Source organism: Rhodanobacter sp. B2A1Ga4 (assembly GCF_018101315.1).
In the GTDB taxonomy this organism is placed as follows: domain Bacteria; phylum Pseudomonadota; class Gammaproteobacteria; order Xanthomonadales; family Rhodanobacteraceae; genus Rhodanobacter; species Rhodanobacter thiooxydans_A.
Map to the genome: position 1 here is coordinate 92,954 of NZ_JADBJR010000006.1, position 13,421 is coordinate 106,374.

General features: G+C 68.9%; 12 protein-coding genes. 10 read left to right on the plus strand and 2 right to left on the minus strand.

Going from position 1 to position 13,421, the window contains the following annotated elements; translation table 11 throughout:
* The first annotated feature begins 32 nt into the window (after positions 1-32).
* The 10 genes from IMW82_RS16230 to tatA all read left to right on the plus strand — a co-directional run bounded on the left by IMW82_RS16230 (position 33) and on the right by tatA (position 11,105).
* A complete protein-coding gene (locus IMW82_RS16230; protein ID WP_211005318.1) occupies positions 33-581 on the plus strand; it encodes a lipocalin family protein in 549 nt (182 codons plus the stop codon).
* A 160-nt stretch (positions 582-741) separates the two neighbouring features.
* The gene (locus IMW82_RS16235; protein WP_244754386.1) at positions 742-1,854 is read left to right on the plus strand and encodes an NAD(P)/FAD-dependent oxidoreductase; all 1,113 of its coding nucleotides are present in this window, start codon (positions 742-744) and stop codon (positions 1,852-1,854) included.
* 51 nt (positions 1,855-1,905) lie between these two features.
* Positions 1,906-2,973, plus strand: a complete 1,068-nt coding sequence (locus IMW82_RS16240) for an FAD:protein FMN transferase (RefSeq protein WP_211005319.1) — start codon at positions 1,906-1,908, stop codon at positions 2,971-2,973.
* Positions 2,973-5,168 carry a NosR/NirI family protein gene (locus IMW82_RS16245; protein WP_211005320.1) on the plus strand — a complete coding sequence of 732 codons (2,196 nt, stop codon included), beginning with the start codon at positions 2,973-2,975 and terminating at the stop codon, positions 5,166-5,168. The genes IMW82_RS16240 and IMW82_RS16245 overlap by 1 nt, the downstream gene beginning before the upstream one ends.
* Before the next feature lie 28 nt (positions 5,169-5,196).
* Positions 5,197-7,140 carry a TAT-dependent nitrous-oxide reductase gene (gene nosZ / locus IMW82_RS16250; protein WP_211005321.1) on the plus strand — a complete coding sequence of 648 codons (1,944 nt, stop codon included), beginning with the start codon at positions 5,197-5,199 and terminating at the stop codon, positions 7,138-7,140.
* Positions 7,141-7,205: 65 nt separating this feature from the next.
* A complete protein-coding gene (locus IMW82_RS16255; RefSeq protein ID WP_244754387.1) occupies positions 7,206-8,465 on the plus strand; it encodes a nitrous oxide reductase family maturation protein NosD in 1,260 nt (419 codons plus the stop codon).
* Positions 8,462-9,391, plus strand: a complete 930-nt coding sequence (locus IMW82_RS16260) for an ABC transporter ATP-binding protein (RefSeq protein WP_108471074.1) — start codon at positions 8,462-8,464, stop codon at positions 9,389-9,391. The genes IMW82_RS16255 and IMW82_RS16260 overlap by 4 nt, the downstream gene beginning before the upstream one ends.
* Entirely contained in the window at positions 9,388-10,221 is an 834-nt protein-coding gene (locus tag IMW82_RS16265) for an ABC transporter permease subunit (protein WP_211005323.1), read from the plus strand. Before IMW82_RS16260 ends, IMW82_RS16265 begins: the two co-directional genes overlap by 4 nt.
* 28 nt (positions 10,222-10,249) lie before the next feature.
* Complete coding sequence (locus IMW82_RS16270; RefSeq protein ID WP_244754388.1) at positions 10,250-10,888, plus strand: nitrous oxide reductase accessory protein NosL; 639 nt, start codon at positions 10,250-10,252, stop codon at positions 10,886-10,888.
* 13 nt (positions 10,889-10,901) lie between these two features.
* Positions 10,902-11,105 carry a twin-arginine translocase TatA/TatE family subunit gene (gene tatA, locus IMW82_RS16275; RefSeq protein WP_108471071.1) on the plus strand — a complete coding sequence of 68 codons (204 nt, stop codon included), beginning with the start codon at positions 10,902-10,904 and terminating at the stop codon, positions 11,103-11,105.
* Positions 11,106-11,174: 69 nt separating this feature from the next.
* Here the strand turns inward: tatA and dapE are convergent, their stop codons facing one another.
* Positions 11,175-12,314, minus strand: a complete 1,140-nt coding sequence (dapE, locus tag IMW82_RS16280; RefSeq protein WP_211005325.1) for a succinyl-diaminopimelate desuccinylase — start codon at positions 12,312-12,314, stop codon at positions 11,175-11,177.
* A gap of 45 nt (positions 12,315-12,359) precedes the next feature.
* Positions 12,360-13,421 carry a VIT1/CCC1 transporter family protein gene (locus tag IMW82_RS16285; RefSeq protein ID WP_211005326.1) on the minus strand — a complete coding sequence of 354 codons (1,062 nt, stop codon included), beginning with the start codon at positions 13,419-13,421 and terminating at the stop codon, positions 12,360-12,362.

A 13,421-nucleotide genomic window follows, 5' to 3' on the forward strand; every position in this document is an offset into this window, starting at 1 on the left:
ATCACCTTCCTCTTTCGCCTCGGAGTCATGGCATGTCCCTTCCAAGAACCTTGTTGATGGCCTGCGCCCTGGCGGCCGCCAGCACCGGCGTTCACGCCGGTGATCTGCCGCCGATCAAGCCGGTCGCCCATGTCGACCTGCCGCGCTTCATGGGCAAGTGGTACGTGATCGCCACCATCCCCACGCGTTTCGAAAAGAACGCCTACAACCCGGTCGAAACCTACACGTTGCAGCCGGATGGAAACATCTACACCCAGTTCCACTTCAACAACGGCGGCTTCGACAAACCGGTCAAGACGATCCACTCCACCGGCTTCGTGAAGGCGGACAGCGGCAATGCCGTCTGGGGCGTGCAGGTGTTCTGGCCGATCAAGGCGCAATACATCGTGGCGTACCTGAAGGACGACTACAGCCAGGTCATCGTCGCCCGCGACGCGCGCGACTACGCCTGGGTCATGGCGCGCACGCCCACCGTGTCGCAGGCTGACTACGACGCGCTGGTCGCTCGCGTGGTGCAGATGGGCTATCCGGCCGCAGACATCCGCAAGGTACCGCAACGGTGGCCGGCAACCGCCGACTGACGTTTCGCCGAACGGTCCCCTGGCCGGGAAATACCGATGCACCGGTTCGGGTCGCGGAGTTCTGCGGCCCAGTGCCTGAACGTGCTCATGCGTCATTCGACCACACGAACCGACCGGCCAAACCTGACTAAGGTCAAAAGCATCGCCTTCGGGCACGCGCATGATCCGCCTCGTCCACAAGGCGGATTCGTTCATGATCAGCTGCGACACTGTCATCATCGGTGCAGGCCCGGTCGGCCTGTTCCAGGTTTTCGAGCTGGGCCTGCTGGGGCTGGATACGCACGTGATCGATGCCGTACCGCATGCCGGCGGCCAGTGCGTCGAGCTGTATCCGGACAAGCCGATCTACGACATCCCGGCGCTGCCGGTGTGCAGCGGGCGCGAGCTGATCGAGCGGCTGCAGCAGCAGATCCGCCCGTTTGCGCCGAAGTTCCACCTGGGCCATACCGTCACCGCGCTGCAGCGCATGGACAACGGCCGCTTTCACCTGCAGACCAGTGGCGGCCTGGCCTTCGACGCCGGCGTGGTGATCATTGCCGGCGGCCTGGGCGCGTTCGCACCGCGCACGCTGGACCTGCCGGAAGCCGCACCGCTGGTGGGCCGCACGCTGCACTACAAGGTGACGCAGCCGGCGCTGTCCGACGACCAGGACATCGTGATCGCCGGCGGCGGCGACGCGGCGCTGGATTGGGCGCTGGCCCTGGTCGAGCGGGTACGCAGCCTGGTGCTGGTGCATCGCTCATCCAGCTTCCGCGCGGCACCGGCCAGCGTGGCGCGCATGCAGGCGCTGTGCGACGCGGGCCGCATGCAGTTCTGCGAAGGCGACATCGTCGGGCTGGAGACGGCCGCTGGCGCGCTGTCGCAGGTGCGCGTGCGCACCCGCAGCGGCATGGTCCAGCGCATCGAGGCGTCGCAGCTGCTGGTGTTCTGGGGCCTGCATCCGGCGCTGGGGCCGATCGCCGACTGGGGACTGGCCCTGGAACGCCAGCAGCTGGTGGTCGATCCATCGACGCTGCAGACCTCGGTGCCCGGCGTGTTCGCGGTGGGCGACATCAACACCTATCCCGGCAAGAAGAAGCTGATCCTTTCCGGCTTCCACGAGACGGCGCTGTGCGCCTTCGCTGCGCATGCGCACCTGCACCCCGGCGACAAGGTGAACCTGCAGTACACGACCACCAGCCCGGCGCTGCAGCGGCGGCTGGGCGTGCGCGATGCCAAAGGCACCGGTGTCGTGGCGCAACCGCCGCCACGGGTCGAAGCCAGCGCGGCCTGACGCCCCACACCTTTCGCCTTCGCACCAAGACGCACACCGGGAGGTCCTCCCATGCACCGCTCCATCGAACCCACCGAGCCGCGCTCGCCCGAGCGCCGGCGACTGCTGCGGCAGGCCGGCCAGCTCGCCATCGCCGGCGGCCTGCTGGCCGGCGGCGGCTGGGCGGTGCTCAAGCGCAAGCAGAACCTGTGGCAGGTGCGCCGCGAGCGCACGCTGATGCAGACCTCCGTTTCGGTGACCTGCCTGGCCGACGATGTGCAGGCCGCCGGCGTGGCGATCGAGGCGGCGTTCGCGCGCATGGCGGCGACCGCCGCGCAGCTGACCCGCTTCGACCCGGCCAGCCCGCTGGCGCGACTGAACCACGACGGCCAGCTGGCGCAGGTGCCCGCGCAGCTGGACGCCGTGCTGCGCCAGGCGCTGGCGCTCTCGCGGCTGACCGACGGCGCGTTCGACCCGACCGTGCTGCCGGTGCTACGCTACTTCGAGACGCTGCGCGGCGCAAGCCGCACCGACGCGCACGAGCAGCGCGTGGCCGAGGATCGCGATGCGCTGGTCGGCTACCGCGACCTTGCGCTGGACGCGCACGGCGCACGACTGTCGCGTCCGGGCATGGCGATCACGCTGGACGGCATCGCCAAGGGCCACGTGGTCGACCAGGGCATCGTGGCGCTGCGCGGCGCCGGCATCGAGTACGCCCTGGTCGACGCCGGCGGCGACATCCACGCGATCTGCGGCAACGACCCCGGGCGGCACTGGAACGTCGGCATCGTCGACCCGCGCGACGTGAGCCAGGTGGCGGCGGTGCTGCAGCTGCGCAACGCGGCGCTGTCCACTTCCGGCAACTACCGCGTGTTCTTCTCCGCCGACCGGCGCCTGTTCCACATCGTCAACCCGCGCACCGGCTGGTCGCCGCAAAGCTATTCGAGCGTCACCGTGATGGCGCAGCGTTCGGTGCTGGCCGACGGCATGAGCACGGCGGCGTTTTCGCTGGAGCTGCCGCGGCTGTCGTCGTTGATGGACGCGCAGGGCCACCAGTGGCTGGCGTTCTCGCGCACCGGCGAACGGCGCTGGCGCTCGCGCGAACTGCCGCTGATCGCCGGCACGGCGGAGCTGGCCTGATGCGCGACGCCCGCTCCCGCTCCCTCATCGCCCGGCTGCTGCTCGCGCTGCTGTTGCTGCTGCCCGCCTCCGCGGCGCTGGCCGGCATCGACGCGAAGTATCCGCAGCTGCACCAGGTATTCCCCGAGGCCGAGCGCTTCGGCGACATCGAGGGCACCCCGCCCGCCGCGGCCGTGTACCACGGCGACAAGGTGATCGGCTACGTGTTCGAGACGGTGATGGTGGCGCCGGTGCCGGCCTACTCCGGGGCACCGATCAACATGCTGGTGTCGATCGGCACCGACGGCACCATCCGCGACGTCCGCGTGCTGGAGCAGCACGAGCCGATTCTGCTGGTCGGCATCCCGGTGCAGAAGCTGTACGACTTCGTGGCGCGCTACATCGGCCATCGCGTGGACGACCAGATCGTGGTCGGCGGCGGCAGTAGCGGCAGCGTGCGCATCGACGCGATCAGCAGCGCCACGGTGACCTCGATGGTGGCCAACGAGACCATCATGAACTCGGCGCTGAAGGTGGCCGCCTCGCGCAAGCTGATCGCCGGCGCGGTCGACACCGGCGCGGCCGCCGCGCAGGTCCGCGCCGACTACTTCGTGCCGGCCGACTGGCAGACGCTGACCGGCAACGGCGCGATCGGCCACCTGCGGCTGGCGCGGCAGGCGATCACCGACGCCTTCAAGGGCCAGCCGGAAAGCGGCCTGGTCGACGACCCCACCGCACCAGCGCCCGGCCACGGCGCGGACACCTTCATCGACCTGTACTTCGCCGACGTCACCCCGCCCACGGTGGGCCGCAACCTGCTCGGCGAGGTGGCCCACGCCGACCTGATGAAGCAGCTCAAGCCCGGCGACTCGGCGATCGCGGTGATGGCCAACGGCATCTACTCGTTCAAGGGCGTGGGCTACGTGCGCGGCGGCATCTTCGACCGCGTGCACCTGCTGCAGGACGGCAAGCTGGTGCTGTTCAAGGACACCGACCTGGTGCAGTTGAACGACACTCCGCTGCGCGGCAAGCCAGCCTTCGCCGAGCAGGCAATCTTCATCGTGCGCCACGGCGTCAGCGGCTTCGACGCCACCCGGCCGTGGACGCTGCAGCTGATGGTGAACCGCCAGGTCGGTCCGCTGCAAAGCATCTACCACACCTTCACCCGCGACTACCGCATGCCGGCGGCCTACACCACGCGCCCGGAAGCGGCGACCGAAGCCGATACCGACGCGCTGCCGGCCGATGCGCCGCTGTGGCAGAAGATATGGCACGGGCGCCGGCTGGACATCGCGCTGCTGCTGGCGGGGCTGTCGGTACTCACCCTGATCCTGATGTTCCAGGACTGGATCGTGACGCGGCCGCACCTGCTCGAACGCCTGCGCGTGGGCTTCCTCATCTACACGCTGGTGTTCATTGGCTGGTACGGGCTGGCGCAGCTGTCGGTGGTGAACATCCTCACCTTCATCCAGGCGGTGCTGCACGGCTTCCACTGGTCCACCTTCCTGATGGACCCGCTGGTGTTCATCCTGTGGGTGTTCGTGGCCGCCACCCTGCTGCTGCTCGGACGCGGCATCTACTGCGGCTGGCTGTGCCCGTTCGGCGCGCTGCAGGTGCTGGTGAACAAGCTGGCGCGCCGGCTGCACGTGCCGCAGTTCGAGGTGCCGCAGTACCTGCACGAACGGCTGTGGGCAATCAAGTACATCATCCTGCTGGTGCTGTTCGGGATGTCGCTGCAGTCGCTCAACATGGCCGAGCACTACGCCGAGATCGAGCCGTTCAAGACCGCGATCACGCTGCACTTCGCCCGCTCCTGGAGCTACGTGCTCTACGCGGTGGCGCTGGTGGCGGTGTCGGCGTTCAACAACAAGTTCTACTGCCGCTACGTGTGCCCGCTGGGCGCCGGGCTGGCGGTGTCCGGCCGCTGGCACCTGTTCGAGTGGCTGCGCCGGCGCAAGGAATGCGGCCGTCCGTGCCAGATCTGTGCGAACGAGTGCGAAGTGAAGGCGATCAACGCGATCGGCCAGATCAACTTCAACGAATGCCACTACTGCCTGGACTGCCAGGTCACCTACGCCAACGACCAGAAATGCCCACCGCTGGTGGAGCGCCGCAAGAAGCGCGAACGCGCCGCGCGGCCGCTGCCCACCCCGGTGCTGACGATCATCCCGGCGGCGACGCCGGAAACCCACGAGCCGGCGAAGGTCGCCGACTGACCCACCACGATCCGAACGGATGAATGCCATGCACGACGAATCGAGCAACCAACCCGGCCAGTCCGGCCAGACCGCGGAACCGGGCAACCCCGCGCGCCGCAACTTCATGAAGAACAGCGCGCTGGCTGGCCTCGCTGGCGCGGCGGGACTGGCGTTGGCGGGCTGCGGCAAGAAGGGTGAGCCCGCGGGCGCAGCCGGCGCCGCTGCCGGCCCGGCCAAGGCTGCCTCGGCCGCGGGCGAACTGTCCGACCACGTGCCGCCCGGCCAGCTCGACGAGTACTACGGCTTCTGGAGCGGCGGCCAGTCCGGCGAGGTGCGCCTGGTCGGCGTGCCCTCGATGCGCGAGCTGATGCGCATCCCGGTGTTCAACCCCGACTTCACCATCGGCTGGGGCGTCACCAACGAGAGCAAGCGCGTGCTCGGGCCGAACTTCCCGCCCGGCGGCGACTGCCACCACCCGCACATGAGCCAGACCGACGGCCACTACGACGGCCGCTACATCTTCATCAACGACAAGGCGCACACCCGCGTCGCGCGCATCCGCTGCGACGTGATGCGCACCGACCGCATCACCGACGTGCCCAACGTGCAGGCGATCCACGGCCTGCGCGTGCAGCGCGCGCCGCGCACCGGCTACGTGTTCGCCAACGGCGAGTTCCTGATTCCGGCGCCGAACGACGGCCGCGACCTGGACGATCCGGCCAAGTACCAGACCATGTTCAGCGCCCTCGACGGCGACACCATGGAAGTCGCCTGGCAGGTGCTGGTGGACGGCAACCTGGACAACACCGAGGCCGACTACGCCGGCAAGTACGCCATCTCCACCTGCTACAACAGCGAGAAGGGCATGGACCTGCCCAGCACGATGCAGGCCGAGCGCGACTGGGCGGTGGTGTTCAATCTCGCGCGCATCGAGGAGGCGGTGAAGAAAGGCGAGTTCAAGACCATCGGCAGCTCCAAGGTGCCGGTGCTGGACGGCCGCCACGGTTCCTCGTTCACGCTGTACATCCCGATCCCGAAGAACCCGCACGGCATCAACGCCAGCCCCGACGGCAAGTACGTGGTGGCCAACGGCAAGCTCTCGCCCACCGTCACCGTGATGGAATGGAGCCGCATCGACGACTGGTTCGCCGGCAAGCTCAAGGACCCGCGCGACGTGGTGGTGGCCGAACCCGAGCTGGGCCTGGGGCCGTTGCATACCGCCTACGACGGCCGCGGCAACGCCTACACCACGCTGTTCATCGACAGCCAGATCGCCAAGTGGAACATCGCCGACGCGATCGCCGCCCACGACGGCAAGAAGGTCAACTACCTGCGCCAGAAGATCGACGTGGCCTACCAGCCCGGGCACTGCCATACCTCGATGGGCGAGACCCGCGATGCCGACGGCAAGTGGCTGGTGTCGCTGAACAAGTTCTCCAAGGACCGCTTCCTGCCCACCGGCCCGCTGCACCCGGACAACGACCAGCTGATCGACATCTCCGGCGAAACCATGAAGCTGGTCGCCGACGGCCCGGTCTACGCCGAGCCGCACGACGTGATCCTGCTGCATCGCCGGCTGCTGATCGACAAGGTCAAGAAGAGCTGGGAGCGCGACGACCCGTTCTTCGCCGAGACGGTGGCGATGGCCAAGAAACACGGCGTCAACGTGCTGTCCGACAGCAAGGTCATCCGCGAAGGCCGCAAGGTGTTCGTGTACATGACCTCGGCCGCGCCGATCTTCGGCATGGGCAGTTTCACGGTGAAGAAGGGCGATGAGGTGACCGTGGTGGTGACCAACATCGACGCGGTGGAGGACGTGAGCCACGGCTTCTGCATCGTCAACTACGGCATCAACATGGAGATCAGCCCCGGCGCCACCGCCTCGGCCACCTTCACCGCCGACAAGGCGGGGGTGTTCTGGTACTACTGCACGTTCTTCTGCCATGCGATGCACATGGAGATGAGCGGGCGGATGCTGGTCGAGGCCTGAGCCGCGCCGTGCCGCCGCGCCGCAAGCGCGGCGGCACGGCCGGGTCGTCCACTGCTGCCATGGACATGCTCCGTCTCCTTGCCATCCTCGCGCTGGCGCTGCCGCTGGCGACGCCGGCGCACGCGCGCGAGCCGCTGGAACAGGCCGTGGCCGACGCGGCGCCGGGCGCCACCGTCCACGTGCCAGCTGGCATGCACGCGGTGCACCTCAAGCTGGACAAACCCATCACCCTGCTCGGTGAGACCGGCGCGATCCTAGATGGCGGCGGCTCAGGCGACGTCGTGCGCATCCGCGCGTCGAACGTCACCGTGCGCGGTCTCACCGTGCGCCGCAGCGGCACCGACCTCACCGCGATGAACGCCGGCATCTTCGTCGAGCGCACGGCGCGCGAGGTCACGCTCGAGGGCAACCGCATCGAGGAAAGCCTGTTCGGCGTCTACCTCGACGGCGCCGCCAACGTACGCGTGGCGCACAACGTGGTGCGCGGCATGCGCTCGCTGCGCGTGGCCGACCGCGGCGACGGCATTCACCTGTGGAACGACACCGGCTGCACCATCGAGGACAACGACGTGGCCGACTCGCGCGACGGCATCTATGTCTACGTCAGCCCGCACAACACCATCGCGCGCAACGTGGTGCATGGCGTGCGCTACGGCATCCACTACATGTATTCGCAGGACAACCTGCTGCTGGACAACGTCAGCCGCGGCAACCTGGCCGGCTACGCGCTGATGTCCTCGCACCACCTGAAGGTGATCGGCAACAGCTCCGAAGACGAGCAGTCCTACGGCTTCCTGCTCAACTACATCGCGCACAGCGAGATCGCCGGCAACCGCGTGCACCGCATCGACGGCCAGCGCGACGACGCCGGCGGCACCGTCGAGGGCACCGATGGCAAGGGCCTGTTCGTCTACCTGTCGCAATTCAACGACTTCCACGACAACCTCGTCGCCGACTCGCAAATCGGCATCCACGTGACCGCCGGCTCGGAGAACAACCGCCTGTGGAGCAACCGCTTCGTGGACAACCGCATCCAGGTGAAATACGTGCAGAACCTCGCCCAGGAATGGTCGGCGCACGGCCGCGGCAATTTCTGGAGCGACTACCTGGGCTGGGACCTGGACGCCGACGACATCGGCGACGTGCCGTTCCGCCCCAACGACGGCGTCGATGTGCTGCTGTGGAAATACCCTTCCGCGCGCAACCTGATGTCCAGCCCCGCGGTGCTGCTGATGCGCTACGTGCAGCGCGCATTCCCGGTGTTCACGCCACCCTCGGTGCAGGACAGCCACCCGCTGATGAAAGCCTCCGGCCCCAACCCATGAACCACGCCATCGAACTGGACGCCCTGGCCAAGCGCTACGGCGCGCTCGCCGCGCTCGACGGCGTCACCGCCTGCGTGCCGCGCGGCCAGGTGATCGGCCTGCTCGGCCACAACGGCGCGGGCAAGTCCACGCTGATCAAACTCATTCTTGGCCTGATCGCGCCCAGCGGCGGCCGCCTCGAGGTGCTCGGCCAGTCGCCGTGGCGCGCGCACGCGTTGCGCCGGCGCATCGGCTACCTGCCCGAGAGCGCCACCTTCTACGCCAGCCTGAGCGGGCGCGAACTGCTCGACTACCTGGCCCGGCTGAAGCAGGCGCCGCGCAGCCAGGTAGCGGCGCTGCTGGAGCGCGTCGGCCTGGCGCACGCCGCCGACCGCCGCGTCGGCACCTACTCCAAGGGCATGCGCCAGCGCCTGGGCCTGGCGCAGGCGCTGCTCGGCTCGCCCGAACTGGTGCTGCTGGACGAACCGACCACCGGCCTCGACCCGCAGGCCACCCGCGAGCTGTACCGCATCGTCGGCGAGCTGCGCGCGGACGGCCGTTGCGTGCTGGTCTCCTCGCACCTGCTGGCCGAGCTGGAGCCGCACATCGACGGCGCGCTGATCCTGCGCCAGGGCCGCCTGCTCGCCGCCGGCAGCCTGCATGCACTGGGCGAGGCGGCCGCACTGCCGGCGCAGGTACTGTTGCGCCCGCGCGAGCAGGCCATGCCGGAATTGCTCGCACGCCTTGAAACCGGCGGCCTTTCCGCGCAATCGCGCCCCGATGGCCGGCTGGAGCTGCAGGTGCCGCGCGCCAGCAAGCTGCACACGCTGCGCGAACTGCTGGCCGACCCCGCGATCGTCGATCTCGACGTGCGCGAACCCACCCTGGCGCAGCTCTATGACTGGCTCGGCGCCGGACCCCAGGCTACCGCGGAGGCCCGCGCATGAACCCGATTCTGACCGTCGCCGCCAAGGAGTTCCGCGACGACTTCCGCAACCGCTGGACAGTGGCGCTGACCATCCTGTTCGCGCTGCTGGCGCTGGGCATCGCCTGGTTCGGCAGCGCGGCGGCCGGGCGCGTGGGCTTCACCTCGTTCGACGCCACGCTGGCCAGCCTGACCACGCTGGGCGCGTTCGTGATCCCGCTGATCGGCCTGCTGATCGCCTACGACACCATCGTCGGCGAGCGCGACGACGGCACCCTGCTGCTGATGCTCAGCTACCCGCTGGCGCGCGGCCAGCTGGTGGCCGGCAAGTTCCTCGGCCACTGCGGCGCGCTGGCCGTGGCCACGCTGGCCGGCTTCGGCCTGGCGGTGGCGATCATGCAGTGGCTGCAGCCACCGGCGCAGATGGCGCAGGCGTGGCTGCAGATCGGCCGCTTCATCGTGAGCGCCTCGCTGCTGGGCGCCTGCTTCGTCGGGCTGGCCTGCCTGATCAGCGTGCAGACCGCCGACAAGTCGCGCGCCGCCGGCCTGGCGCTGATCGGCTGGCTGGCCAGCGTGGTGCTGTTCGACCTCGCGCTGCTGGCGCTGCTGGTGGTCAGCGGCGGCAACCCGCTCGAGCGCGCGGTATATCCGTACCTGCTGCTGCTCAACCCGGTCGACGTGTTCCGGCTGGTCAACCTCACCGCACTGGGCGACGGCGCCGGCAACGACCTGCTGACCGGCATGACCGCCCACCACGCCTATTCGCCGATGCTGCTGGACCTGCTGTTGCTGGGTTGGGCGGCGGTGCCGTTCGCATGGGCACTGCTTGCGTTCCGGCGCAAGGAAGTCTGAAGGAAACCCACGTATGCAGCCCTTGCCGATGACCACCATCCACCGCGCCGCCCTGGTGCTTGCACTGGCCCTGTTCGCCGGCTGCGGCGGCAACCCGTCACCGGCGAAGCACGCCGTCGACACCCACGCGGACGACGCCTGCGCCGTGTGCGGCATGTACCTGGACGGCTCGCCCGGCCCACGCGCGGAGGCGTGGACCGCGGGTCGCGCCAAGCCGCTGGTGTTCGACTCCACCCGCGACTTCTTCGCCTACGTGCTGCAGCCGGAGAACCAGGCCGCGCTGCAGGAGCTGTTCGTGCAGGACAGTGCCCACATCGACTGGAAGCAGCCCAGCCACGCCGCGGTCAGCTTCATCGACGCGCGCCGCGCCTTCTACGTGGCCTGGCAGCCGCTGCCCGGTTCGATGGGGCCGACCCTGGCGCCGTTCGCCACCCGTGAGGCGGCGGAAGCCTTCGTACGCGAACACGGCGGTGCCGTGCTCGGCTTCGACGAGATCACGCCCGCGTTGGTGGCCGCACTGGACTACCGCTGCCCTGCCCGGGCAACCGCCGACGCCGGCGGCCCGCTGCAATGCCAGGCCGCACCCGCGGCATCCGCCGGCCTGCTGGCCACACCACCACCGGCTTCGCCTGCCTCGCAGGAGCGGCCGCTTCATCCACTTCCATAACGGGAATCCACACATGTTCGGATTGGACAGCTTTTCGCACTGGATCGTGTTGCTGGTGCTGGCACTCCTGGTGTTCGGCACCGGCAAGCTGCGCAACGCCGGCCGCGACCTCGGCAGTGCCATCGCCGATTTCCGCAAGGGACTCAAGGACAACCCACCGGACGAGAGCGTGCCGCAGGCGGTGCGGCTGGATGCCGATGGCGAGCAACGACACTGATGCGCTGATTACCTGGTGCGGGCACCGCAACGACGGTCGGCAATCGCCGGCCGAAGCGTCATCGCCCGGTCAGGTCCCGGCAAGCAGCCGCTCGCACACCGCCCGATACACCGCCGGCAGCTTCTCAAGCTCCGCCACATCCACACACTCGTCGACCTTGTGGATGGTCGCGTTGACCGGGCCGAGCTCGACCACCTCGGCGCCCAGCGGCGCGATGAAGCGGCCGTCGGAGGTGCCGCCGCCGGTGCTTTGTTCGGGGTCGATGCCGCACAGCTCGCGGCACACGGCCACCACCGTTTCACGCAGGATGCCACCGGGCGAGGTGAGGAACGGTTCACCGGAGAGGTTCCAGTCCAGCATGAAGTCCAGGCCGTGCCGTTGCAGGATTTCCTCGGTGCGCGCGCGCAGGTCGTCGGCACGACTGGCGGTGCAGTAGCGGAAGTTGACCAGTGCGGTGAGTTCGCCGGGAATCACGTTGTTCGCACCCGTGCCGGCGTTGAGGTTGGAGACCTGGAACGAGGTGGGCGGGAAATCGCCGTTGCCTTCGTCCCAGCGCGTGGCGGCGAGTTCGGCCAGGGCGGGAGCGAAGGCGTGGATCGGGTTCAGCGCTTTTTCGGGGTAAGCCACGTGACCCTGCACGCCGCGCACGACGAGCGTGCCGGAGAGCGAGCCACGGCGTCCCACGCGGATCAGGTCGCCCAGTGTCTCCTTCGCCGATGGCTCGCCCACCACGCACCAGTCGATGCGCTCGCCACGTTCACGAAAATGTTCGACCACCCGGCGCACGCCGTCGAGGTTGGTCGGGCCTTCCTCGTCACTGGTCAGCAGCAGGCCGAGCCGGCCGCGGTGATCCGGATGCGCCGCCACGAACTGCTCCAGCGCCACCACCATCGCCGCCACCGAGCCTTTCATGTCGGCAGCGCCGCGGCCGTATAGACGGCCATCCTTGAGGGTCGGCTCGAACGGCGGGCTTTGCCACGCGATTTCCGGGCCACTGGGCACCACGTCGGTGTGGCCGAGGAAGATCAACGTGGGGCCGGTTGCCCCATGGGTCGCCCACAGATTGTCGACTTCGCCGTAGCGCAGGTGTTCGACGTGGAAGCCCGCGCGTTCCAGGCGTTTGCCGATCAAGGGCAGGCAACCGGCGTCTTCCGGCGTCACCGAACGGCGGCGGATGAGGTCACGGGCAAGTTCGAGGACGTCGGACATGGTTCTTTGCGCGCTGCGTCGTGGCTGATGACGCAGCATACCAAGCTAGCTCAGCACCACGCCGAGCAGGTGCCCCACGCCATAGGTGATCGCGGCGGCGGCGGCCGTGATGCCGAACTGGCGGGCGATCGAGAACAGCATGCTGCGTCCGGTGAACAGCGAGGTGCCGATGCCGATCAGGGCCAGCCCGGCGGCAGTGGAACACGCGCTGGCCAACAGGGCGGAATAGCCGCCGAGGAAGAAATACGGCGCCACCGGGAACAGCGCACCGCAGGCGAACAGGCAGAACGAGGAGATCGCCGCACCCCACGCCGACCCGCCCAGTTCGGCCGGATCGACGCCCAGGTCTTCGCGCACCAGCATGTCCAGCGCGGCACGTGGCGTTTCGGCGATGTGTTCGGCCAGGTGCTCGGCGGCGGCTGGCTCCAGGCCTTTCTCGCGATAGAAACCGGCGATGTGTTCGAGGCCGTCTTCCGGCGCCACGGCCAGGCGTTCGGCGCGTTCGGTGATCTGCGCCTGGTAGAACTCGCGCGAGCTGTTGACCGAAAGCCATTCGCCCAGCGCCATCGAGCACGCGCCCGCGACCAGGCCTGCCAGCCCCGCCAGCAGCACGGCGCGATCGCCGGTGGCGGCGCCGGCCATGCCCATCACCAGGCTGACGTTGGAAACCAGCCCGTCGTTGGCGCCGAGCACGGCGGCACGCAAGGTGTTGCCGCTCTGTGCGCGATGGCGCAGCCCGTGCGGACCGGCCGCCTGCGACAACGGGAAATGATCGCGATGGCCGCTGCGATCGACCGGCGTGACCTGATGGTCGGCATGCGCCAGCCGCACCACGGTCGGCATCACGAATTCGGTGCCGAAACGCTGCGCGAACCAGCTCAGTGCGCGCACGCGCGGGCCGATCCGCGGTGGCGGCACGGCCTCGCCCACTTCGCGCAGGCGCGCTTCCCAGAACTGCGCATTGCTGTGCTCGCCCGCGGCAATGCGCCGGTAGACCTGGCTCAGCCGCGCATCGTCGGCCAGCTCGGCCAACCGGCCGTAAAGCGCGGCGTTGTCGCGCTCGATGCGAAGGTTGTTGCGGAAGTGGCGGGTGCGGTGATCGGCCAT